The 23,387-nt window shown below is 68.1% G+C and carries 24 protein-coding genes; 10 read left to right on the forward strand and 14 right to left on the reverse strand.

Translation table 11 applies throughout. The features are described 5' to 3' along the window. Positions 1–294: 294 nt before the first annotated feature. Positions 295–489: a hypothetical protein gene (locus tag KF910_RS12935; RefSeq protein ID WP_292263530.1), complete on the forward strand. Its 195-nt coding sequence runs from the start codon at positions 295–297 to the stop codon at positions 487–489. 33 nt (positions 490–522) lie between these two features. Here the strand turns inward: KF910_RS12935 and mnhG are convergent, their stop codons facing one another. The 6 genes from mnhG to KF910_RS12965 are packed head-to-tail and all read right to left on the reverse strand — an operon-like array spanning position 523 to position 6,481. After that, the gene (gene mnhG / locus KF910_RS12940; protein WP_292263532.1) at positions 523–888 is read right to left on the reverse strand and encodes a monovalent cation/H(+) antiporter subunit G; all 366 of its coding nucleotides are present in this window, start codon (positions 886–888) and stop codon (positions 523–525) included. After that, positions 885–1,169, reverse strand: a complete 285-nt coding sequence (locus tag KF910_RS12945) for a K+/H+ antiporter subunit F (protein ID WP_292263534.1) — start codon at positions 1,167–1,169, stop codon at positions 885–887. Before KF910_RS12945 ends, mnhG begins: the two co-directional genes overlap by 4 nt. Next, positions 1,166–1,654 (reverse strand): Na+/H+ antiporter subunit E, encoded by a 489-nt coding sequence (locus KF910_RS12950; RefSeq protein ID WP_292263536.1) that lies wholly within the window; start codon positions 1,652–1,654, stop codon positions 1,166–1,168. Before KF910_RS12950 ends, KF910_RS12945 begins: the two co-directional genes overlap by 4 nt. Beyond that, entirely contained in the window at positions 1,651–3,237 is a 1,587-nt protein-coding gene (locus tag KF910_RS12955) for a monovalent cation/H+ antiporter subunit D (RefSeq protein ID WP_292263538.1), read from the reverse strand. Before KF910_RS12955 ends, KF910_RS12950 begins: the two co-directional genes overlap by 4 nt. Next, on the reverse strand, positions 3,234–3,578 hold the full coding sequence (locus KF910_RS12960; protein WP_292263540.1) for a Na+/H+ antiporter subunit C: 345 nt from the start codon (positions 3,576–3,578) through the stop codon (positions 3,234–3,236). The genes KF910_RS12955 and KF910_RS12960 overlap by 4 nt, the downstream gene beginning before the upstream one ends. Then, positions 3,578–6,481 (reverse strand): monovalent cation/H+ antiporter subunit A, encoded by a 2,904-nt coding sequence (locus KF910_RS12965; RefSeq protein ID WP_292263542.1) that lies wholly within the window; start codon positions 6,479–6,481, stop codon positions 3,578–3,580. Before KF910_RS12965 ends, KF910_RS12960 begins: the two co-directional genes overlap by 1 nt. 231 nt (positions 6,482–6,712) lie before the next feature. On the opposite strand from KF910_RS12965, the gene KF910_RS12970 reads away from it, so the two are divergent. From KF910_RS12970 to KF910_RS12980, 3 genes are all read left to right on the forward strand, one after another. Then, a complete protein-coding gene (locus KF910_RS12970) occupies positions 6,713–7,591 on the forward strand; it encodes a universal stress protein (protein WP_292263544.1) in 879 nt (292 codons plus the stop codon). Positions 7,592–7,652: 61 nt separating this feature from the next. Next, positions 7,653–8,087, forward strand: a complete 435-nt coding sequence (locus tag KF910_RS12975; protein ID WP_292263546.1) for a DUF2231 domain-containing protein — start codon at positions 7,653–7,655, stop codon at positions 8,085–8,087. Next, the gene (locus KF910_RS12980; protein WP_292263548.1) at positions 8,084–9,379 is read left to right on the forward strand and encodes a PQQ-dependent sugar dehydrogenase; all 1,296 of its coding nucleotides are present in this window, start codon (positions 8,084–8,086) and stop codon (positions 9,377–9,379) included. The genes KF910_RS12975 and KF910_RS12980 overlap by 4 nt, the downstream gene beginning before the upstream one ends. A 112-nt stretch (positions 9,380–9,491) precedes the next feature. Here KF910_RS12980 and yihA read toward each other — a convergent pair whose 3' ends face one another. The 4 genes from yihA to rpmH are packed head-to-tail and all read right to left on the reverse strand — an operon-like array spanning position 9,492 to position 12,528. Then, the gene (gene yihA / locus KF910_RS12985) at positions 9,492–10,136 is read right to left on the reverse strand and encodes a ribosome biogenesis GTP-binding protein YihA/YsxC (RefSeq protein WP_292263549.1); all 645 of its coding nucleotides are present in this window, start codon (positions 10,134–10,136) and stop codon (positions 9,492–9,494) included. Next, positions 10,137–11,945, reverse strand: coding sequence for a membrane protein insertase YidC (gene yidC, locus KF910_RS12990; RefSeq protein WP_292263551.1), 1,809 nt, complete (start codon positions 11,943–11,945; stop codon positions 10,137–10,139). Positions 11,946–11,950: 5 nt separating this feature from the next. Further along, entirely contained in the window at positions 11,951–12,364 is a 414-nt protein-coding gene (locus KF910_RS12995) for a ribonuclease P protein component (RefSeq protein ID WP_292263553.1), read from the reverse strand. 29 nt (positions 12,365–12,393) lie between these two features. Then, positions 12,394–12,528, reverse strand: a complete 135-nt coding sequence (gene rpmH / locus KF910_RS13000) for a 50S ribosomal protein L34 (RefSeq protein WP_003164000.1) — start codon at positions 12,526–12,528, stop codon at positions 12,394–12,396. Between the two features lie 126 nt (positions 12,529–12,654). On the opposite strand from rpmH, the gene KF910_RS13005 reads away from it, so the two are divergent. Further along, positions 12,655–13,398, forward strand: a complete 744-nt coding sequence (locus KF910_RS13005; protein ID WP_292263554.1) for a TVP38/TMEM64 family protein — start codon at positions 12,655–12,657, stop codon at positions 13,396–13,398. Further along, entirely contained in the window at positions 13,395–14,834 is a 1,440-nt protein-coding gene (locus tag KF910_RS13010; RefSeq protein ID WP_292263556.1) for a sensor histidine kinase, read from the forward strand. Before KF910_RS13005 ends, KF910_RS13010 begins: the two co-directional genes overlap by 4 nt. 4 nt (positions 14,835–14,838) lie before the next feature. Here the strand turns inward: KF910_RS13010 and KF910_RS13015 are convergent, their stop codons facing one another. Further along, positions 14,839–15,102: a FecR/PupR family sigma factor regulator gene (locus KF910_RS13015; protein ID WP_292263558.1), complete on the reverse strand. Its 264-nt coding sequence runs from the start codon at positions 15,100–15,102 to the stop codon at positions 14,839–14,841. Positions 15,103–15,169: 67 nt separating this feature from the next. Here KF910_RS13015 and KF910_RS13020 point away from each other — a divergent pair, with 67 nt between their 5' ends. Further along, positions 15,170–15,655: a cell wall hydrolase gene (locus KF910_RS13020; RefSeq protein ID WP_292263559.1), complete on the forward strand. Its 486-nt coding sequence runs from the start codon at positions 15,170–15,172 to the stop codon at positions 15,653–15,655. Between the two features lie 16 nt (positions 15,656–15,671). On the opposite strand, the gene KF910_RS13025 is transcribed toward KF910_RS13020, so the two are convergent. Continuing rightward, positions 15,672–16,709, reverse strand: coding sequence for a ribonucleotide-diphosphate reductase subunit beta (locus KF910_RS13025; protein WP_292263561.1), 1,038 nt, complete (start codon positions 16,707–16,709; stop codon positions 15,672–15,674). A gap of 156 nt (positions 16,710–16,865) precedes the next feature. Between KF910_RS13025 and KF910_RS13030 the strand changes: the two genes are divergently transcribed. Beyond that, a complete protein-coding gene (locus KF910_RS13030) occupies positions 16,866–17,516 on the forward strand; it encodes a glutathione S-transferase family protein (RefSeq protein ID WP_292263563.1) in 651 nt (216 codons plus the stop codon). Here the strand turns inward: KF910_RS13030 and KF910_RS13035 are convergent. After that, complete coding sequence (locus tag KF910_RS13035; RefSeq protein WP_292263564.1) at positions 17,504–18,262, reverse strand: phosphatase PAP2 family protein; 759 nt, start codon at positions 18,260–18,262, stop codon at positions 17,504–17,506. The genes KF910_RS13030 and KF910_RS13035 overlap by 13 nt on opposite strands. 266 nt (positions 18,263–18,528) lie before the next feature. Here KF910_RS13035 and KF910_RS13040 point away from each other — a divergent pair, with 266 nt between their 5' ends. Together KF910_RS13040 and KF910_RS13045 are read left to right on the forward strand one after the other, a co-directional pair. Then, on the forward strand, positions 18,529–20,409 hold the full coding sequence (locus KF910_RS13040) for a ribonucleoside-diphosphate reductase subunit alpha (RefSeq protein ID WP_292263566.1): 1,881 nt from the start codon (positions 18,529–18,531) through the stop codon (positions 20,407–20,409). 205 nt (positions 20,410–20,614) lie between these two features. After that, positions 20,615–21,475, forward strand: a complete 861-nt coding sequence (locus KF910_RS13045; protein ID WP_292263568.1) for a lipid A-modifier LpxR family protein — start codon at positions 20,615–20,617, stop codon at positions 21,473–21,475. Between the two features lie 30 nt (positions 21,476–21,505). Here KF910_RS13045 and KF910_RS13050 read toward each other — a convergent pair whose 3' ends face one another. Next, positions 21,506–23,233 carry a gamma-glutamyltransferase family protein gene (locus KF910_RS13050; protein WP_292263570.1) on the reverse strand — a complete coding sequence of 576 codons (1,728 nt, stop codon included), beginning with the start codon at positions 23,231–23,233 and terminating at the stop codon, positions 21,506–21,508. Positions 23,234–23,387 lie beyond the last annotated feature (154 nt).

The raw sequence follows: 23,387 nt of genomic DNA on the forward strand, positions 1-23,387 counted from the left end.
GCTTCGGCGGCGAAACGAGACGAACGCACGATTTCACGGGCCCAGGTTCACAAGGCCGCATATTCCGGTTTTTCGGACTCTGGGAAAACCGATCTGGCGTCCGGCCTCAACCAATGACACCAAGGTCGACCACAGGCGCAAATACATCGCCTGCTTCCCAGCGTCAGAACGGCTGGCGGCCTGCTGATTTTCTGTGAACGCGCTTCCTCTGGATCGACCAGATTCTCAATGCCTTCCAGCGCTGTATGGTCTGGCGGGCGTCGTCATGCCTCTGGACTCTCGCCCTGCTCCTGAATGAACCTCGCGATCCGCGCCTCGAGGACCGGAAGCGGGACCGAGCCGAGGGCCAAGGCCCTGGTGCGCGGCTATGCCTTGGGTTCGCTGTCGATGACCTGCTATGGCGTCGGGGTCGAAGGGGCGTGTCCCATCGAGGCCAGCGGCGCCGCGGGGATTCCCTCCGGCGTGCCGGCGGACCAGAGTAATATCTGATTGTCGGGCCGGATAGGCGTCTCGGGCGAAGAATCAGTCCGGCGCCCGGTCGGCTTCCGGCGCCAGGTGAGGGACGTCGGCGCTGCCTTCCAGCCGGTCGCGCGCCAGCGCCGCGCGGACGATGAGCATGAGACTGATGGGCGTGGTCAGGCTCAGGAAGATGGCGATCAGGATTTCGTGAAACACGGGCTGCTGACGCGTCGTCGAGAAATAGAGGATCGAGCCTGAGAGGATGAGGAACGTGCCCATGCTGGCCCCCAGGGTAGGCGCGTGGACCCTTTGGTAGAAGGTGCGCAGACGGGAGGCGCCGACGGCCCCGACCAGGGCGAACGATGCGCCGCCGAGCAGGGCGGCCGAAACGGCTACGGCGACGCCGAGAGGCAGGACGGCCTGGCTCATTCGATGACCTCGCCGCGCATGAGAAACTTGCCCAACGCCACGCTGCTGGCGAAACCGAGCAGGGCGATGATGAGCGTCGCCTCGAAATACCGGGTGCTGTCGGTCCGCACACCGAGGGTGATGAGCAACAGCATTCCCGTGACATAGAAGGCGTCGAGCGCGATGACCCGGTCCTGGGCCCTGGGGCCGCGCAGCATGCGGAACAGATAGAGGGCCATGGTCACGGCCAGCATGAGCTGCGCCACCGAGATGGATGTGTTCAGCACCAGAGCCGCGCTCACACGAATATCTCCTGAAGGGGGCGGGCGTAGCGATCGGTGATCGTGCCTATCCATTCGTTCTCGTCGACAAGGTCGAAGACGTGGATGAGAAGGATGCGGTCCTGAGATTCATAGCTCATCCAGATCGTGCCGGGCGTCGCGGTGACGATGCAGGCGAGCACGGCCAGGCCATAGGGATTGGTCAGCTCCAGCGGGATGGGCACGAAGCCGGAGGTCACCTCGCGCGACCGCCCCTCCAGAATCGCCCGGAACAGGGCGAGATTGGACCGCACGATGTCGCCGACGACCCGCACGGTCAGCGTCAGCAGTAGGCGGCGGTTGCGGATGTGCAGGCGCGGCGGCTGCAGCCGCCGGAAGGCGAAACCCAGGACCAGCGCCAGAACGGCGCCGAGGAGAAGTTGCCCGGGCTCGAGGCTTTGGTTCAGCACCAGCCATGTGGCGAGAATGAACAGGCTGAGGGTGGGATAGGGCAACCAGCGTCTCACGAGCCGGCCTCCGGTTCCAGCACGGCCGCGACGTAACGAGAGGGCTCAAGCAGGTCCTGGGCCGTGTTCGCCAGGTAGTCGAGCGGGCCTCCGACGGCGAAGGTCAGCGCCAGAAGCCCCAGAAGAAGCGCGCCTACCGTGGCGCCTTCGTGCAGCCGGATGGTCGGCGCGATCCGGTCGGGCTCGGCCCACAGAATCTGGATGCCGGCGCGCGCCAGGGCGATGAGCGAGAACAGGCTCGATCCAACCATGATCGCGGCGAGCACGAGGCCGGCGCTGGGGAAGGGGCCATGCGGATCGTCGAGCAGAGGCGCGATCATGCCGACCTTGGCGAGGAAGCCCGGGAGCGGCGGAAGCCCGGCGATCAAAAGGGTGCAGATGAGGAAGCCGGCGCTGATCAAGCCGATCGGAGCGTTGAGGATCACGGCCCTCTCGTCCTCCTCGGTGTACAGGCCGTCGCCGTCCGGGTCATAGGCCTCCAGCAGCGGCGGCGCGTCGAACTCGTCATCGCCGTCGTCGGTCCCGACCAGTCCGCCCAGCAGGTAGAAGGCGGCGGCGGCCAAGGTGGAGACGCTCATGTAGAACAGGGCGCCGGTGATCACCGCCGGCTCCCTGAAGGCGAGGGCCGCCAGCAGGGTGCCGGCCGAAACCAGGACACTGTAGCCCGCCAGCCGGCCCAGATCGCGAGCCGCCAGCATGCCCACGAGCCCCACGCCGATGGTGAGAACGCCCATGACGAACCCCCATTGGTCGCCGAATCCGGCGGACGTTCCGGCCTCTGCGCCGAACAGGAGCAGGCCCAGCCGCGCCAGGGCGTAGACCCCGACTTTGGTCATGATGACGAAGATCGCGGCGGCGGGCGCCGTCGCCGCATCGTAGGTGCGAGGCAACCAGAAGCCCAGCGGCCAGGCCGCCGCCTTGACCAGGAAGGCGGAACCGAGGATCGCCGCGCCGACATGGAAGATCGGCCGGGTCTCGCCCGCCAGCGCCGGGATCCGTTGCGACAGAACCGCCATGTTCAGGGTGCCTGTGACGCCGAAAATCAGGCTGACGCCGACCAGGAAGAACAAGGACGCGATCAGGTTGATGACGATGTAGTGCAGCCCCGCCCCGACACGCCGCGACCCCGAGCCGTGCAGCAGCAGCGCATAGGAAGCCGCCAGGAGAATTTCGAAGAAAACGAATAGGTTGAACAGATCGCCCGTCAGGAAGGCGCCGTTCAGTCCCATGAGCAGGAACTGCGAAAAGACCGGATAGTAGGGCCCGAGCCGCGCCCAGCGACCGAGCGAGAAGACGGCGTTGACCAGGCCGAGCAGGGAGGCGAGCAGCACCATCAGGGCAGCCAGGCGGTCGCCGACGAGGACGATGGCCACCTGTGTCGGCCAATTGCCGAGCCGATAGGCGGCGGCGACCTCGCCTGTGTTCGCCGCAAGGACCAGGGCGACCGCTACGGCCAGGGCGCCCACCGATGCTGCGATAGAGATCACGCCGTGCAGCGGCCGGTTGCGCGTGCCCGACAGCAACAGCACGGCGGCGGCCGCCAGGGGCAGCAGGATCGGCAGGATGATCAGGTGGGGGATCATTCCTCTGCGTCCTTTCGACCATCGACATGGTCCGCGCCGGCGAGGCCGCGTGCGACCAGCAAGACGACCAGAAGCAGGGCGGTGGTGGCGAAGCTGATGACGATGGCGGTCAGGACCAGGGCCTGAGGCAGCGGATCGGCGTACTGGGCCAGCGCGCCCGCTCGGTCGCGCAGGACCGGTTCCGCGCCGATGCGGATGCCTCCCGTCGAGAAGATGAACAGGTTCACGGCATAGGACAGAAGGGTCAGGCCGATAAGGACCTGGAAGGTGCGCGGGCGCAGCACCAGCCACAACCCTGAGGCGGTCAGGACGCCAATGGCGAGGGCGAGTACGATCTCCATCAGGGCGCCTCGTCGCCGACCGGCTTCTCGGGCGCTCGCGGGCGACGCAGGGACTGGTGGGCGATGGCGATGAGCATGAGGGTCGTGGACCCGACGACCAGGATGAAGACCCCCAGGTCGAACAGTACGGCCGTCGCCATCGGGATGCGACCCAGGATTCCGAGATCGGCATAGGCGAACCACGAGGTCAGGAAGGGATAACCGAACGCCCAGGAGCCCAGGCCCGTGGCCAAGGCGAGCAGCAGACCGGTGGCGATCCACTGCACCGGCGCGACCCGCACCCGCTGCTCCACCCATCGGACGCCGCCCCCCATATACAGCAGGATCAGCGCCACCGAGGCCGTCAAACCGGCCGCGAATCCTCCGCCCGGCAGATCGTGGCCCCGGACGAAGAGATGCACCGAGAACAGCAGGATCACCGGAACCATCAACTGGATGATGAGGCCGGGAACGCGCAGGTATTCCGCCAGGGTCTGGCCCTTCTTGCGGTCGTCGCGGCGCTGGTCGATCGCTTCCTGGGCCAGTTTCTGGGGCGGCGCGTCCACACTGTCCTGCGCCGGTCGGAAACGACGCAGCAGCGAGAACACCGCCAACGCCACTATGGCCAGGACGGTGATCTCTCCGAAGGTGTCGAAGCCGCGGAAATCTACCAGGATGACGTTGACGACGTTGCGTCCGCCGCCCTGGGCGTAGGCCGTTGAGAGGAAGAACTCCGAAATGGATCCATCGACCGGATGGGTCATGACGGCATAGGCCAGGACAGTCATCCCCGCGCCAGCCGCAAGGGCGAGCCATGCGTCACGGGTGCGTCGCAGCCTCACCGACAAGGTTCGTTGTTCCGGAATTTCCCGGCGGGGCGGCAGCCACCGCAGGCCTAGCAGGATCAGGATGGTGGTCACCACTTCCACCAGCAACTGGGTTGTGGCGAGGTCGGGCGCCGACAGCCAGACGAAGCTGATGCAGGAAACCAGCCCCGCGCCGCCGACCAGGACCAGGGCCGCCAGCCGGTGGAATTTGGCCAGGGCCGCAGCCCCCACGGCGCAGGCGGACCCGATGAGCCAGAGGAGGGCGAAGGCCGGATCGATAGAGCTCAACGCCTGGACGCCCGGTTCCAGCCGGACCCCGCCCGCCGCCGCGAGGCCGCCTGCCAGCGCCGCAAGGACGATGAGCAAGACCTGCGGCTGGAGATGTTCGCCGGGAAAGCAGCGCTTGATCCAACCGGGCCCGGTGTCGCCGACCCACTGCAGCAGGTGTTCGAATATCATCTTGCCGTTGATGGGACTAAACGGCGGCGTGCGGATCGCGAGCAGCCGTCGGCGGAGCAGCAGGTAGAGGCTCAGGCCCGCCGCCAGGGCGACCGTGCTCATCACAAGCGCGGGGGTGAATCCGTGCCAGACCGCGAGATGGAAGATGGGTGCGTTCTCTCCCAGCACCGCGACCGCCGCGCGCTGCAGGCCCGGGCCCACGGTGGGGGCCGGAAGAATCCCGACGACGATGCAGAGGACGGCCAGGCAGCCGATCGGCGCCACCATCCACGGCGGCGGTTCGTGCGGGCGACGGGGCAGGCTGGACGGCGCTGCGCCGAAGAAAACGCCACCCGCGAAGCGCAACGAATAGACGACCGAGAAGGTGGAGGCGACGACGGCGATGATCGCGGGAGCCCATGCAGCCGCTAGCCCTCTGCCCGCCGTCAGGCTTTCCTCGAAGAACATCTCCTTGGACAGGAAGCCGTTCAGCAGGGGGACGCCCGCCATGGCCGCCGCCGCCACGGTCGCCAGCGCCGTCGTCGCAGGCATGAAGCGGACCAGCCCCCGCAGTTTGCGCATGTCCCGCGTGCCGGATTCGTGGTCCACGGCCCCGGCCGCCATGAAGAGGGAGGCCTTGAAGATCGCATGGTTGACGGCGTGAAAAAGGGCCGCGACCCAGGCCAGCGGACTGTCCAGCCCCAGGAGGAAGGTGATCAACCCCAGGTGGCTGATGGTCGAATAGGCCAGCACCCCCTTCAGGTCATTCTGGAACATGGCCAGGAAGGCGCCGAGCGTGAGCGTCGCCAACCCCACGGCCGTTACCGCATAGAACCAGCCATCGGTCCCGGACAAGACCGGCCAGAATTGCATCAGCAGGAAGACGCCGGCCTTCACCAGGGTCGCCGAATGCAAATAGGCCGACACCGGCGTGGGTGCGGCCATGGCTTGAGGCAGCCAGAAATGGAACGGGAACTGCGCGCTCTTGGTGAAGGCTCCGACCAGGATCAGCGCCAACGCCGGCCCATAGACCGCACTGGCGCGGATTTGGTCTCCCGCGCCCAGGATGACGTCGATCTCATAACCGCCGGCTACGTTCGCGAGCAGCAGCAGTCCCGCCAACAGACACAAGCCGCCCGCCGATGTGACGATCAGCGCCATTCGCGCGCCTTCACGGGCCGCGGCCCCGTGATGCCAGTAGCCGATCAGCAGGAAAGACAGCAGACTGGTCATCTCCCAGAAGACAACCAGCTGGATGACATTGCCGGACAAAACGATCCCGGCCATCGACCCCGCGAAGGCCAGCAGGAGGGAATAAAAGCGCGGGACCGGATCGGCGGCCGACATGTAGTAGCGAGCGTAGATGCTCACCAGCAGGCCGATGCCGAAGATCAGCACGAGGAAGATCCAGCTGAAGCCATCCAGCGAGAGATGGAACACAAGCCCCAGCGCAGGAGCCCAGGGGGTCACCCAGTCGAGACCGGACTCGCCTGCAGGCGATCCCGAAATCGCGATCGTCACCACCAACCCGATGAGCATCGCCGCCACGGCGAGCCCCGCCGCTCGGTTACGGGCATGCGAAGGCAGTAGCGCGGCCGCCAGGCTGGCGACGAACGGCGCCACAAGCATCACGAGCAGCCAAGTGTCAGCGCTGGGCAATCAGACCTCCGGTCGGGATGGCGGACTCTCCTTGTCGCAGGCTTCGCGCGACGCGCAACGGGCGTCAGACGTTTCCACTTCAACTACCGGGAGCCGGTCTCAAATCAACCCGCCGACGCCTTTTGCTTGCGCATCCGGAGAAAGGCGTCCCGAATGCGATTGGCTTGAAGCTGCGATACTGCAGGCTAGATGTAGTTCGACTGCCTAGAACCGCGAACACAGGAGCGTGACGTGGCCAATGGAACGGGGACGCCGCCGAAACGGATCGTGTTGGCGACAGATTTGAGCGGCGCCGGTGACAGGGCGCTGGATCGGGCGACTGAGCTGGCCGTAGAATGGGACGCGGAACTCTTGATCGTGCACGCGCTGGACGACAGCGCCCAGCACAGCGCCACGAACCTGCCGTCATGGCGGCGGCCGCCCGATATGGCCGCGCTGGCGGAACGCCAGATACGAGAAGACATCCGGGGCCCATGCCCCCGTCTACGTTTTGATATCGGGGATGGCCAACCGCTAAAGGTGATCCTGGACGCCGTAGAACGCGAACAGGCGGATTTTCTGATCGTGGGAATGGGGCGGGGGCGCGCGTTCGATGGCCTGTCCCGCACTGTCGATGAGCTGTTCCGGCGCTCGCCGGTCTCCATGTTGGTCGTCAAGTCCCGACCCAAGGGTCCCTATGGCCGAATCCTGGTGGGCACCGACTATACGGACGAGGCGCGGGTCGGCCTTGAGGCGGCCGTTCGGCTGTTTCCAGCCGCCGCCGTGACCCTGATGCACGCCTATGACATGCCCTATCGCAACCTCTATCTCGACGCGGGGCTGGCGGAACGTCTCGGAGAGGTCGAGACCGCGACGATCATCGATTGGGTTAAACAGGCCGATCTGGATGAGAGAGACAGGCAGCGCATCCAGACCCTGATCGAGCACGGGGCGCCGGAGGTCATGCTTGCGGCTTTCGCCAGAGAGCATGCCGCCGATCTGACCGTGGTCGGGGCGTATGAACGTGGCAGGCTGTTTCACATGGTCGTCGGCGGCAGTGGGCCGAGAATTGTCCAGTCGGCGCCGGGCGATGTCCTCGTCGTGCGGGCCGACCGTTCGAGCGCGGCCTGAGAGGAGAGGTGAACCTTGGCCGCCGGCGGGTATTTAGAAGCCAGGTCTGGGAGAAGCGGGCATGATTTCGATTGGTGAGCGAACCCGGGCGGTCTTGCGCCTGACCACGAGCGTCTTCCTGAGCTTTCCCATCGCGCTGTTCGTCATGATGGTCGCCACGGACATCGCATATCTGCGGACAGCCGAGATCCAGTGGACCAATTTCTCCGCCTGGCTGAATGTCGGAGGCATGGTTTTCGGCGGCGCGGTCCTGGTCCTGGCCCTGATCGCCCTCGGTCTCGATTGGCGCGGCGCGCGGCGAGGGCATCGAATGCTCTACGTCGGTCTGCTGGGGCTGATGTTCGTCCTGGGGCTGATAAACGCCTTCAAACACAGCCAGGACGCATGGAGTTCCGTCGGCGCCTTCGGCCTGATCCTGTCGATCGCTTCCGCCCTGCTTGCCTTGGCCGCGGGCGTTCTTTTCTGGTCCGGTGATGATCGGGAGCCGGTTCGATGAAGGGACTCCTGCCGGTTGCGGCCACCCTCGTCATCGCCCTGGCCGGTTGCGGCCGCAGCGATCCCGGATTGAACCAGACCGGCCCGGAACCCGAGCTTCCCGGCATCCGCCAGACGCTGGTTCCTCCCATGAGGATCGCCCGGCCCATCGGCTGGGGCGATCACACCCCGACGGTCCCCCCAGGGTTCACGGTCAACGCCCTGGCGACCGACCTGCAGATTCCGCGTCAGATGCTGGTGCTGCCCAACGGCGACATTCTGGTCGCCGAGGGACGCGGCGGGAAGGCCCCCAGGCTTCGCCCCAAGGACGTCATCGCCGGCTTCATCAAGAAACAGGGCAATACGCAGGTCGCCGGCGGCAACCGCATCACCCTGCTGCGTGACGCCGACAACGACGGCGTGCCCGAGATACGCAGCGTCTTTATCGACAACCTCGACGCTCCCTACGGTCTCGCCTTCGTCGATGGCTCGCTCTATGTCGCCGAGCAGGGCGCCCTGCTGCGTTTCCCGTATCAGACCGGCCAAACCCGCATCACGGCCCCGGGTCAGGAAGTGACCAGGCTGCCGTCACGGATCAACCACCACTGGACCAAATCGCTCGCCGCCAGCGCCGACGGCATGACCCTGTATGTCGGCATCGGCTCCAACAGCAACATCGGCGAGCGCGGCTTGGCGGTTGAGGAAGAACGCGCCGTCATCTGGGCGATTGACCGCACCACGGGCGCGCGCCGCACGGTGGCCACCGGCATCCGCAATCCGACCGCCCTGGCCATCGAGCCCCAATCCAGCGTTCTGTGGGCCGTGGTCAACGAACGCGACGAGATCGGCCCGCAACTGGTCCCCGACTACCTGACCTCGGTGCGCGAAGGCGCCTTCTACGGCTGGCCCTACAGCTATTGGGGCGACAACATCGATCCGCGAGTCCGGCCCCTGAACCCCGGATTGGCGGCTCGGGCTGTGGTCCCGGACTATGCGCTGGGATCGCACGTGGCGGCCCTTGGCCTGTCGTTCGCCCGCGACGGCGGCTTCGGCGGAGACTTTTCGCACGGCGCCTTCGTCGGTCAGCACGGTAGCTGGAACCGGCAGGACCTGTCAGGCTACAAGGTCGTTTGGGCGCCTTTCACCAACGGCCGTCCGTCCGGGCCGCCCGTCGATTTCGTCACTGGCTTCCTGACCGAGGATGGCCGAGCGCGCGGCCGTCCGGTCGGCGTCGTCTTCGACCCGGCACGACGCATTCTGCTGGTCGCCGACGACTTGTCGAACACCGTCTGGCGGATCGCGCCCCGTCGCTGAGTTGACTATCAATCCGACGCACAAGTGCAATTGCCCGATGGTTCGATATCGTGGAATTTGAGTCCTCCACTGGACGCGACAGGTCGTCAGGGACGCCCGGCCAGAGATCCTGTCAGGGCGCGACGCCGGTGGTGCGCATGATCTCGGCGCGCAGTTCGGGCAGGCCCAGGCCCTTTTCGGCCGAGGTGACGGCCACCATCGGATAGGCGGCGGGGCGTTTCGACACCGCCTTCAGCGTCGCCTCGCGCATCCGGTCGGCCTCGTGCGGCTTGATCTTGTCGGCCTTGGTCAGGACGATCTGGTAGCTGACGGCGGCCAGGTCGAGGGCGTCCAGGGCCTCCGCATCGACCGCCTTCAGCCCGTGGCGGGCGTCGATCAGCAGATAGACCCGCTTCAGCGTCACCCGACCGCGCAGATAGTCGCGGCCCAGGTCCTGGAATTTCTTGACGGTGGTCTTTGACGCCTTGGCCCAGCCATAGCCGGGCAGGTCGACCAGCCGCATGCGGCCGTCCAGGTCGAAGAAATTGACCTCGCGCGTGCGGCCCGGCTCGTTCGAGGCCCGCGCCAGCTTCTGCATCCCGACCAGGCCGTTGATCAGGCTGGACTTGCCGACGTTGGATCGGCCGGCGAAGGCGATCTCGGGCAGGTCCGGGTCCGGCAGCTGGTCGATCCTGGCCGCCCCCATGATGAAGGTCGCCCGGCGCGCGAACAGGACGCGCGCGGCCTCGATCTCCTCGGGGCTGAAGGCCTCGTCCAACTAGGCCGCCTTCTTGCGGAAGCGGGCGATGAAGTCGTCGATCGGGTTCTCGGCCCCGAAGCGGTGCATGATGAAATACTGCTGGATGATCGACAGGATGTTGTTCCACGCCCAGTAGATCAGCAGGCCCGCGGCGAACGGCGCCATGACGAAGGTGAAGACCACCGGCATCATCTGGAAGATGCGGCGCTGGACCGGGTCGGGCGCGGGCGGGTTCATGGCCATCTGCAGCCACATGGTCAGGCCGTAGAACAGAGGCAGCACCCCCAGGCCCAGCATGCCCACCAGCAGGCCGCCGATCAGGGGAACAGAACCCGGATCCCAGGGGATCAGGCCGAACAGGGTCCAGATGTTGGACGGGTCGCGCGCCGACAGGTCGCGGATCCAGCCGAAGAAGGGGGCGTGGCGCATCTCGATGGTGACGAACAGCACCTTGTAGAGGGCGTAGAAGACCGGGATCTGGACGAAGATGGGCAGGCAGCCGGCCAGCGGATTGATCTTCTCCCGCTGATACAGGGCCATGGTCTCCATCTGCTGCTTCTGCGGATCGCCCTCGTGCTTCTTCTTGATCTCCTCCATCTTGGGCTGGAGCTTGCGCATCTTGGACAGGCTCTCGTAGGCCTTGTTGGCCAGCGGGAACATGATCAGCTTGACCGCCACGGTCAGGGCCAGGATCGCCAGGCCGAAATTGCCCAGCAGGCCGTAGAAGAACTCCACCACCATGAAGATCGGCCGGGTCAGGAACCACAGCATCCCCCAGTCGATGGCGTAGACGAAGCGCGGCAGGCCCAGGTTGTCCTCATAGGCCGACAGAACCTGGCTGCGCTTGGCGCCGGCGAACAGGCGCTGGGTCTCGGTGATCTGGCGGCCCGGATTGATGGTGCGCGCCGCGCCGATCATCGAGGCTTCCTGAACCTGGACGCCGCCGTTGTCGCGCACGCGGAAGCCGGCCTCGACCGCTTCCTTCTGGTCGGGGATCAGGGCCGACAGCCAGTATTTGTCGGTGATGCCCAGCCAGCCGCCGATCGTCTCGTGCTCGATCCGGGGCTTCTTGGCCCAGTCCTTGTATTTGTGCTGCTCGGTGAAGAAGCCCTTGCCGCGGCTGAAGGTCCCCACCGCCCCTTCGTGCGAGATCATGTCGCGGCCCAGGCCCGACGGCATGCCGTGCCGCTCGACCCGGCCATAGGGGGCCAGGGTGATGGGCTGTCCGCCCAGGTTGGCCACGGTGTCGGTGACCGTGAACAGATACTGGGGATCCAGGGCGATGACGCGGGTGAAGCGCAGGCCGCTGGCGTTGTCCCAGGTCAGGGTGACCGGCGTCGTCGGGGTCAGGCGCTCGCCGCCCGTCAGCCGCCACAGGGTGTTCGGCCCCGGCGTGCCGCCGGCCACATTGGGGCCGGTCCAGCCGAACTGGGCGAAATAGGCGTGCTCCATCCCCTGGGGCCGGAACAGTTCCACCGGCGGGCTATCCTTGGCCAAGGTCTCGCGGTAGCGGACCAGGAACAGGTCGTCGATGCGGCCGCCCACCAGCGACAGGGAGCCGCGAAGGGTCGGGCTTTCGATCGGCACCCGGGCGGCGCGGCTCAGGGCCTGGGCCCGGTCGGTCACGAAGACCGCGTCTTGCGGACCGCCGCCCACCGTGGTGTCGGGGGCGTGGTCGCCGCGATTCTGCACCTGTTCGGTGGCGGCGGCCTGGGCGGCGCGACGGCGCTCGGCCTGGGGCTGCATGACGAAGATCATGTAGAGGCCCATGATCACCGCGGCGCACACGAAGAAGATGATCGTGTTGCGCGAGTCTTGATTCTGCATCGGGGTCAGCGGTCCTGGCCGGGGTCGGATCGGGCGGCGGTCGGGGTCGTCCCGTCCACTTGGGGGGCCGCGCGCGGGGTCGCCAGCCTTGTAAGGGCCGATTTCACATCGTCAAGCAGACGATCCCACGGTCGGACGGCCGCGCCGCTGCGGGCGATCAGCACATAGTCGCAGCCGGGGCGGCCATACAGGGGGATCAGGGCCCGCGCCGCCTCGCGCAATCGCCGCTTGGCCCGGTTGCGGACGACGGCGCCGCCGATCTTGCGCGTCGCGGTGAAGCCCAGGCGGATGGCGGGGTCGCCGTCGCCGCGATCCAGCTGCTGGATCAGAACGGCGCCGCGGGCGACGGAAACGCCCTTGGCGGCCGCCAGGAACTGGGGCCGCCGGGTCAGGCGTGAAATCTTCGCGGAAGTCGTCATGCTGCGTCCCGTGTTCAGGACGCGGCCGGTCAGGCCGTCAGGCGCTTGCGGCCCTTGGCGCGGCGGCGGGCGACGATCTTCTGGCCGTTCTTGGTGGCCATCCGCGAACGGAAGCCGTGACGGCGCTTGCGCACGAGTCGCGACGGCTGATAGGTCCGCTTCACGGTCGGCTCCAAACTTAAAGTGTGACACGGCGGGTAAAACGCGTCCGCCGCAGGAAGGGCGGGCGTATAAGGGGCGATGAGGCGGGCGTCAAGGCCGCGCGGCCGCAACCAGGGACGACATCGGGCATGACGAAACGGTCGGGGAAGGAATGGGCCATACGCCTCCTGCCGCTGGCCGTCATCGCCGGCCTTGCGATCGCCGCCTTCGCCCTGGGGCTGAACCGCTATCTGTCGATGGAGATGCTGCGCGAGCACGGGCTGAACCTGCAGGCCTATGCGCGCGACCACTACTGGCAGGCCCTGGCCGGTTTCATCCTGGTCTACGCCCTGGCCACCGCCTCGACCATTCCCGGGCCGGTCTTCCTGACCCTGCTGGGCGGGATGATGTTCGGGCCCTGGATCGGCGCCCTGGCGCAATCGACCGGGGCGACCCTGGGCTCCATCGTCATCTATCTGATCTACCGTTCGGCCATCGGCACCTGGCTGCGCGCCAAATTCAGGGCGGACGCCGGGCTGATGGACCGGATCACCACCGGCATCGACCGCAACGCCTTCGTCACCCTGTTCACCCTGCGGGTGATCCCCAGCGTGCCGTTTGTCCTGATCAACGCCGCCGCCGGCATGGTGGCGGCTCCGCTGAAGCCCTACATCGCCGCCACCTTCCTGGGCCTGCTGCCCTCGACCACCATCTACACCTGGATCGGCTCGCGCCTGGGCCGGATGATGCAGGCGGGCGTGCGGCCAGACCTGGAGACCCTGGTGAGGCAGTTCTTCTGGCCCCTGATGGGGGTGGCCTTCCTGTCCCTGCTGCTGCCGCTGTTCATCAAGCTGTGGCAGGGCTGGCGGCGGCGCAGGACGGTGGCGGCATGAGCGGCGCCCTGGCGCGCCTGAGAGACGGGCTGGTGCGGCGCATGGCCCCGCCGGACGGCATGGCCTCGCGCCTGCTGGTGCTGACGGCCGTCTTCACCCTGGCGGTCGAGCTGCTGATCGTCATGCCCAGCGCCGCCTCCTTCCACGAGCGCTGGCTGCGCGATCGGCTGCAGGCGGCCGAACTGGCCTCGGTCGGGGTCGAGGCCCTGCCCTATAGCGCCGTCGAGGACGAGACGGCGGCCGAGCTGATGCGGATCGGCGGGGTCCAGGCGGTGGTGGTGGGCGAACAGGGTGTGCGCCGCCTGCTGCTCCAGGCGCCCAATCTGCCGCGCGCGCCAGATGTCATCGACCTGAGGCGCGACAATCCCGGCGCCCGGGCCCTGGACCCGTGGAAGACCCTGTTCGGCCACCCGGACCGTTCGATCCGGGTCCAGGCCCGGCCGCGCTACCGTTCGGGCGACTTCATCGAGATCCTGACCCCGGCCCAGCCGCTGAAGGTCGAGCTGCGGGGCTTCCTGCTGAACACCCTTCTGCTGTCCCTGGCCATTTCGGCGGTGGCGGGCGGTCTGCTCTACGCCGGCCTCAGCTTCCTGGTGATCCAGCCGCTGCGGCGTGTGACCCGCTCGATCGAACGGTTCGCCGCCGATCCCGAAAGCGCGCCCGAGGCCCCTTCGGACCGCCACGACGAGATCGGCCGGGTGGAGCGCGAACTGGCGGTGATGCAGGACGAGGTGCGCCAGGCCCTGCGGTCGCGGGCCCGCCTGGCGGCCCTGGGCGAGGCGGTGGCCAAGATCAACCACGACCTGCGCAACATGCTGACCTCGGCCCAGATGGCGTCGGAGCGGCTGGCGGACTCAGCCGACCCGACGGTGGCCAAGGCCCTGCCGCGACTGGAGCGGGCCCTGGGCCGGGCGGCCGCCCTGTCGCGCAATGTGCTGGAATACGGCCGCAGCGAGGAGCCGGCGCCCCAGCCGGTACGCATCGCCCTGGCCGGGGCCGTGACGACGGCGGCCGAGGACGCCGGGCTGGAGCCCGCGGGGGTGCGGCTTGAGAAACGGCTGCCGCCGCGCCTGTCGGTCCAGGCCGATCCGGACCAGTTGCACCGCATCCTGGTCAACCTGATGCGCAACGCCCGCCAGGCCATAGAGGCGGACGTCCTGCGCCCCGCCGCGCGCCAGGGCCGGGGTCGCATCCGCGTGACGGCCGAGACGGACGCAGGGCTGGCGATCATCCGCATCGCCGACGACGGCCCCGGCATTCCGCCGCGCCTGGCCGAGCGCCTGTTCCAGCCCTTCGTCAGCGGCCGCGCCTCGGGCGGGACGGGGCTGGGCCTGGCCATCTCGCGCGAACTGGCGGCGGCCCAGGGCGGGGAACTGCACCTGGCCCAGACCGGCCCGGACGGCGCCGTGTTCGAGCTGCGCCTGCCGATTGTCTGAAGGGCTATTCCAGGCCGTCGTCGGTGACGACAAAGGGCCGACCCTCGGCCTGGGCCTGGCGCGCCAGTTCGTCCTGGACCATCCGCCAGCGGCGCACCCGCTCATAGGCCACCTGGTGATCAGGCGATTCCTCCAGCCAGGCGCGAAACTCCTCGGTCTGGCGCGAGGCGTCGGGGGCGGCCGGATCGGGCAGGTTCGGCGCCGACGGCAGGCGCGCGGCCACCTCGGGCGGAATGGGAAAAATCCCTATGGAGGTGGACAGCATCATGGCGGCCGATACTTATTGGAACCGATGGCCCCGTAAAGCCGTCATCGCCGTCTGAAGGAGTCGCGCCATGGTTCGTCCGATCCTCATCGCCGCCCTGATCGGGGCCGTCGCCCTGCCGGCCTGGTCGCAGACCACGCCCGTGGCCCAGACCGCGCCCCAGACCGCGCCCAAGCCGGTCGACCCCTACGCCCCGACCGATCCGGCCGAACTGGAGGTCTGGCTGCGCGCCCGGGGCGAGACCTATCACCGTGCGGCCGACGAGGCCCAGGACCCGGCCGAGCTGGAGCGGACGGCCGGGCTGAACGCCGGCATTGTCGAGGCCAATGACAGGGCCGAGGCCCAGGATCGGGCCGCCGCCGCCGACTATGACGCCGCCCGCGCCAAATACGAGGCGGCCGCCTCGGCCGCCGCCACCGCCCGGTTGAACTATGAGGCCGACCTGCGCGCCGCCGAAGCGGCCCAGGCGCAATACGAGCGGGACCAGGCCCAGTGGCGCGCCCGCGTGGCCGCCTGCAACGCCGGCGACCGCAGCGCCTGCGGCCCGGCCTATTGATCGGGACGTCCTGAGGTCAGGCCTCGGCGGGCGCCTCGGCCCGCTTCTGCATCAGGCTGTCGAAGCTGCTCCAGACGCCGTCGGCGCCGTGCCAGGACCCTTGCGTCGCGCCCTTGGAGTATTCGGTCGCCCGGGCTTCGAAGAAATTGGCGTGCTCGACGCCCGACAACAGGCTCTGTAACCAGGGCAGGGGGTTCTCGCGCCCGCCGCCGAACAGTTCCGGCAGCTGCAGCTGGCGCAGCCGCCAGTCGGCGATGAAGCGGATATAGGCCTTGATGTCGTCGGGCGTCATGCCGTTCACCGGCCCCTGTTCGAAGGCCAGGTCGATGAATTTGTCCTCCATCGTCACCACGGTCTCGCAGCACTGCAGGATGTCGTCGGCGACCGCCTTGGTCACCGCCCCCGTCTCCTTGTTGAAGGCGTGGTACAGCTTGATGATGCCTTCACAGTGCAGGCTCTCGTCGCGCACCGACCAGCTGACGATCTGGCCCATGCCCTTCATCTTGTTCTGGCGCGGGAAATTCATCAGCATGGCGAAGCTGGCGAACAGCTGAAGCCCCTCGGCGAACCCGCCGAACATGGCCAGGGTCCGGCAGATGTCGGCGTCGCTGTCGACCCCGAACTGGCCCATGTAGTCGTGCTTGTCCCGCATGGCCTCATATTCCATGAAGGCGCCGAACTCGGCCTCGGGCATGCCGATGGTTTCCAGCAGCAGGGCGTAGGCCGCGATGTGGATCGTCTCCATGTTGGCGAAGGCCGCCAGCATCATCTTGACCTCGGTCGGTTTGAACACCCGGCCGTAGCGCTCCATGTAGTTGTCCTGCACCTCGATGTCCGCCTGGGTGAAGAAGCGGAAGATCTGGGTCAGCAGGTTGCGCTCGCCATCGTTCAGATTGGCCGCCCAGTCCTTGCAGTCCTCGCCCAGCGGCACCTCTTCGGGCATCCAGTGGACCTGCTGCTGCTTCTTCCACATGTCGAAGGCCCAGGGGTATCGGAATGGCTTGTAGGCGGCGGAAGGGGTCAGGAGGCCGGGGATGGAGACGTGCGCATTCATGGCCGAACTCGGGTCTGGAGACGATTCCTTGGAGGCCCCCACCATGCGCTCGCCGGCCGTGGGCGCCAAGCCGAAATACGGCTATTTTGCGATCACATTTTCACGCACCGCTATATCTTGTAGTGAAGCGCCGCCCGCCTGGGGAGGAATCCGGGGATGACCTACACCATCTATGGCGCCGTCGGCTCGGGCTCGGTGATCGTTGAGGCGGCCCTGACCCTGATGGGCGTCCCCTATCGGCTGGAAGAGATCGTCACCTATGAATCCGAGGCCGAGCGCCGGCGGATGGCGCCGCACAATCCGATGCGCCAGGTCCCGGCCCTGGTGACGGCGCAGGGCGAGACCTTAACCGAAAGCGCGGCCATACTGCTGTGGCTGACCGAACAGCATCCCGAGGCGAACCTGGCCCCGCCGCCGGGCGATCCGCGCCGGGGCCAGTTCCTGCGCTGGCTGAACTTCATCCCGGCGGCCATCTATCCGATGTACTGGGTCCGCGACGTTCCCTCGCGCCTGGTCGGCGAAGACGAAGCCGCGCAGGCCCAGGTCAGGGCTCGCACCGCCGACCGCATCGCCCACTGCTGGGGGGTGATGGAAGGCCAGGTCGATCCGGGGCGGTTCATCCTGGGCGATACGCCCACCGTGCTGGACCTCTATGTCGCCGTGGCCAGCCGCTGGACCCCCAACCGGGCCCGTTTCCACCAGGTCGCGCCGCGCCTGGGACTGGTGGCGCGGCGCATCGACGCCCTGCCCGAATTGGCCGACTTCTGGCCCCGCCGGTTTCCGTTCGAGGGGAACTACGTCGGCTGATCCTCCTGAAACGGCGCGGCCTGGTCCTGCAAGGCCGCGTGATGGGTCTTCTGGAACCGCGCCGCGGCGTAGGCTGCCAGCCACAGGGTCATGGCCCAGGCGGCGCCGACGCACCATCCGGCCATCACGTCCGAGGCCCAGTGGGCGCCCAGATAGACCCGCGTCAGCCCCACCAGAGCGGCCAGACCCATGCCGACGCCCAGGACATAGGCCTTCAACCCCCGCTGCGGAAAGGCGCGGGTCATCATCACCGCCACCGACAGATAGAAGACGGTCGACAGCAGGGCGTGGCCGGAAGGGAAGCTGGCGTTCAGGGTCTCCACCGCCTGATAGGCGGCCGGCGGCCGCTCACGCTCGAACAGGGCCTTCAGCCCCTCGCTCAGGGCCACGCCGCCGGCGAGGCCCAGCACCAGCAGCAGGGCCGACAGCCGCTTTCTCTGGATCAGCAGGAAACCGACCGCCGCTACGGCGAACAGGCCCAGCACCGCGATCCCGCCCAGGGAGGTGACATCCCCGGCCGCCTCCTGCAGCCACCAGGGGCCGCGCGGATGGCCGGCGGTCGGCTGCATCCAGGCCAGGACCGCCTGGTCGAAGGCGCGGCCGTCGGCCTCGGCCATCTCGTCGGCGATCTCGATGAAGGTCATGGTCCCCAGGGCCACGACCAGAAGGGCGCCCAGGACGGCGAATTCCGTGCGCGCCAGCGACAGGGCGCGGCGCAGGAAGGGGGCGAGATCGGCGACGGTCATCCGTGCCCGAACGGTCAAGCTGGCGCCCGCGTTCCGCTCACGGCTTCGTGAGAAGTGTGACAGCCGGCCGTCATCCCCCTGTCGCGGCCTGTCCACAGGCTGATCCCCCGCTTCGGCGATGATTCGCCCAGAAAGTGAACGTCAAGCCCGTTGACGGCTCGTTCACCATCTGCGCCCCATATGTAGGCCCAAGGCGCGCTTTGGCCACAAGATGATGTGGTGATGCGCGGGGCTTGTGTACAAAATCTCTTTCGGGGCAAGGCGCTATGGCTGGCGGCGAGGCATTGAAGACGGTCCAATTCGAAGGCGCGGCGGCGCCGGTCGAGGCGGGGGATCGACCGCATCTCAGCCTGGTCCCGTCGATCCAGTTGGACCGCTCGCGCGACGCCCTGCTGACCGACTTCGGCAAGAAGACGCTGGAAGACCGCTATCTGCTGCCGGGCGAGTCGTATCAGGACATGTTCGCGCGCGTGGCCACGGCCTTCGCCGACGACGCGGATCACGCCCAGCGCGTCTATGACTATATGTCCAAGCTGTGGTTCATGCCGGCGACCCCGGTGCTGTCGAACGGCGGCGCCGATCGCGGCCTGCCCATCAGCTGTTTCCTGAACGCCGTGGGCGACAGCCTGGACGGCATCCAGTCGGTCTGGAACGAGAACGTCGCCCTGGCCTCGAACGGCGGCGGCATCGGCACCTACTGGGGCGGGGTCCGCTCCATCGGCGAGAAGGTCAAGGGTGCGGGCCAGACCTCGGGCATCATCCCCTTCATCCGGGTGATGGACAGCCTGACCCTGGCGATTTCGCAGGGGTCGCTGCGCCGCGGTTCGGCCGCCGTCTATCTGGACGTGCACCATCCGGAGATCGAGGAGTTCCTGGAGATCCGCAAGGCGTCCGGCGACTTCAACCGCAAGTCCCTGAACCTGCACCACGGCGTCAACATCACCGACGCCTTCATGGAGGCGGTGCGCGACGGCCGCCCCTTCGCCCTGGTCTCTCCCAAGACCGGCGAGACGATGAAGACGGTCGACGCCCGCACCCTGTGGCAGAAGATCCTGGAAATCCGCCTGCAGACCGGCGAGCCCTATCTGATCTTCTCCGACACGGTGAACCGCCAGATGCCCCAGCATCAGCGCGACCTGGGCCTGTCGGTGAAACAGTCGAACCTGTGCAGCGAGATCATGCTGCACACCGGCCGCGACCATCTGGGCATCGACCGCACCGCCGTCTGCTGCCTGTCGTCGGTCAACGCCGAGACCTTCCTGGAATGGCGCGAGGAGCCGCGCTTCATCGAGGACGTGATGCGGTTCCTGGACAATGTGCTGGAGGATTTCATCCGCCGCGCCCCGCCGGAAATGAAGGCCGCCGTCTATTCGGCCCGGCGCGAACGTTCGGTCGGCCTGGGGCTGATGGGCTTCCACTCCTTCCTGCAGGCCCAGGGCGTGGCCTTTGAATCGGCCATGGCCAAGAGCTGGAACATGCGTCTGTTCAAGCACCTGCGCCGCGAGGCCGACAAGGCCAGCCGGCTGCTGGCCGAGGAGAAGGGCCCCTGCGAGGATGCGCGCGAACGCGGCGTGATGGAGCGGTTCAGCCACAAGCTGGCCATCGCCCCGACCGCCTCGATCAGCATCATCTGCGGCGGGACCAGCGCGGGGATCGAGCCGATCCCGGCCAATATCTACACCCACAAGACCCTGTCGGGCTCGTTCGCGGTCAAGAACCCCTATCTGGAGCAGCTGCTGGACACGAAGGGGCTGAACACAGACGCTGTCTGGCTGTCGATCCTCGAGAACGAGGGCTCGGTCCAGCATCTGGAAGGCCTGACCGACGACGAGAAGTCGGTGTTCAAGACCGCCTTCGAACTGGACCAGCGCTGGATCGTCGAACTGGCCGCCGATCGTTCGCCCGAGATCTGCCAGGCCCAGTCGATCAACGTCTTCCTGCCCGGCGACGTCGACAAGTGGGATCTGCACATGCTGCACTGGTCGGCCTGGGAGCGGGGGGTCAAGTCGCTGTATTACCTGCGTTCCAAGTCGGTTCAGCGCGCGGCCTTCGCCGGCGCCGAGGACAAGGCGGAGGCCGATCCGAACCAGCCCGATCTCTTCGCCGTCGCCAAGACCGACTATGAGGAATGCCTGGCCTGCCAATAGGGGCGGCGACGACCTCGCGGCCCCGTGACGGAACCCGCCCCGGCGACATGGCGTTGTCGGGGCGAGATCTTGTCACGAAAGAGTCTGTTGGATTCGGCCCTGTTTTGGTGCAGGTTTCGGCTCCGTTGACGGACTGAGGGGACCGTTGATGCGTGTGTTGTCGCGTCTGAGCGTTGGGGGGGCGGTGATCGTGGCGATCACAGGCATGGCCCTTCCGACTCTGGCGCAGACCCCCCGGAACGCACCCCGCACCCTGGATCAGGCCCTTGCCCATACGGCCCGGCTTCAGCCCGCCTATGACGTGGGGCCCGACCTGTGGGACGCCGACGCCCGCCCCGACGCCGTCGCGCGGCTGAATGTGCAGAGCGCCTTCAACGTCGCCGCCGACCGCGCCTTCGGCCCCGCGATCGAGTTCGAATCCGACTTCGCCCCCACCGAGCTGCAGGGGCTGGACGGCGCCAACCGCCACGATGTCTGGTTCGCCGGCGACGGCTTCACTGATCGCCTGTCCCTGGTCACCGCCGGCCGGCTGCGTCGCGCCGACGGCGCCCCGGCGCCCCTGACCGCCGGCGATCGGGCCGAGCTGGAGGCGGACCGCTATGATCTGCGTTTCGTGCGCGGCTGGCCGGTGGCCACCGGATACACCCACAACGGGCTGGAGGTGTCGCTGACGCCGCACGCCGGGGTCGGGGTCGGCAGTGACGGCGGCTCGGCCGAGGCGGGGGCCACCGTCCGTATCGGCTCGGCCGTGGTGCGCGACGGCCAGGATTTCGGCGAGCGCGCCCGATGGTATGTCTATGCGGCCGGCTCGGGCCGGGCGGTCGGCTATAATTTCGCCCGCACCCGCGACGGGGCCTTCGCCCGATCCGGCTATAGCCACGACTCGGGATCCTTCCTGGGCGACGCCTCCCTGGGAGTGGCCTATCGGCGCGGCGACATCCAGGGATCGTTCGGCCTGGTCTATCGCGAGATCGAGGCCGAGGGGCTGCGCAGCGGCCGGGGCCTGGACAATGACGTGACCGAAGGGCTGATCGCCTTCCATCTGTCGATCAAGCCGCAGTGGTGATCGTCCTCCGACGGTGACCTGGCCCGCGCCTCAGTGGGTGCGCGCCGCCCCCTCGCGCCGGCTGTCGGCCCCGCCGTCCCAGCCGCCGTCGCGCCAGATTCCGCCGTGTAGGCCTGAATTCTCTGACGTATTGGGGCGCAGGACGATACCCCGCTCGGCCAGGGCGGCGCGCAGTTCGGGACTGAACATGGCCGTGTCGGCGCCGAAGCCGTCGCCCTTGGCCACCAGATTGGGCAGGTTGATCGCCGCCTGCATCGACAGGCCCCAGTCGATCACCCCGATCACCGCCTTGGCGTTATAGGCCAGGATCGAGGTCCCGCCCGGCGATCCGACCGCGCCGAGGAACCGGCCGTCACGATCCAGCAGCAGGATCGGCGACATGGACGAGCGCGGCCGCTTGCCCGCCGCCACCGCATTGGCCGCCGGCCCGCCGTCGCGCCGCAGGGGCTCGAAGCTGAAGTCGGTCAGCTGGTTGTTCACGAAGAAGCCGGCCGCCATCCGGCCCGAGCCGAACAGGCTTTCGACCGTGGTGGTCATGCTGACCGCATTACCCCGGGCGTCCACCACCACGAAGTGGGAGGTGCCGCCAGGCTCAAGCGTGGCGTCCGGGCCGGTGAACTGACCGCCCGGGGGCGTTCCCGGCTGGGCCGCGCCGGTCAGGCCCGGCGCCAGGGCCGCGCGCGCCGCCACATAGTCGGGGTCCAGCAGGCCCTGGACCGGCACCCCGACGAAGGCCGGATCGCCGACATAGCGGTCGCGGTCGGCATACATCAGCCGCTGCAGCTGGGCGAAGGCGGTCCAGGCGTCCGGATCCTCGGCTCCGCCGGCCAGGGCGGGCGCATGCTCGGCCATGGCCAGAAGTTGCAGCACCGCCACCCCGCCCGCAGGCGGCGGCGGCACGCAAACGATCCAGACCTGCCGATAGGGGCGGCACAGGGCGCCTCGCTCGATGGGCCGATAGGCGGCGATATCCTCGGCGGTCAGGGCGCCGGGGCGCGGCTGTTCGGCCACAACGGCCGCGATCTCCAGGGCGATGCGCCCGTGATAGAAGGCCTCCGCGCCCCCAGCCGCCAGTTCGCGCAAGGTGCGGGCGTATTCGGCATTGACCAGCCGGTCCCCGGCCTGGAGCGGTGAACCGTCGGGCCGGCTGAAATAGGCGCGGGCCCAGCGCGTGCCGGCCTGGCCCTGCCGACTGGCGGCCAGGGCGGCCAGGCGCGGGCTGACGTCGAACCCGTCGCGCGCCAGCCGTTCGGCCTCGTCGAACAGGCCGCTCCAGGCCAGCCGTCCATGGTCGCGGTGCGCCAGGCCCAGCATGGCCACCACCCCCGGCGCCCCGGTCGACCGGCCCGACAGAACCGCGTCCATGAAGTCCAGCGGACGGCCGTCCTCATAGAACAGCTCGGGCGTCGCGGCCGCCGGGGCGGTCTCGCGTCCGTCATAGCTGGTCACCCGGCCGGTCGCGGCGTCGTAATGCATCAGGAAGGCGCCGCCGCCCAGGCCCGAGGATTGCGGCTCGACCAGGCCCAGGACCGCCTGGACCGCCACGGCCGCATCGACCGCCGATCCGCCCTGGCGCAGCACCTTCAGCCCGGCTTCGACCGCCAGGGGATTGGCCGCCGCCACGAACGGACCACGCGCGGGCTGGACCTGGGCGACCGCGGCGGGCGGGGGCGGCGCTATGGGCGCGGTCGAGGCGCATCCGCCCAGGGCGAGACCGGCCGCCAGGGCCAGGACGGTCAGGCTGCGATACGGACGCATGGAGGCTCCTGTCGGCTCCGACGCGGCGCGGCGTCCCGACCGACCTAGGCTGTTCCCAGGCTCGCGCCAACCCCGGGGCCAGAATCCTGCATCGGCGGCTTGCGCCTGCCCCCTCGAGCCGCTAAAGACCCGCCCTCGCCGCGAGGCGTGCGCA

Source organism: Brevundimonas sp. (genome assembly GCF_019636155.1).
Taxonomy (GTDB): domain Bacteria; phylum Pseudomonadota; class Alphaproteobacteria; order Caulobacterales; family Caulobacteraceae; genus Brevundimonas.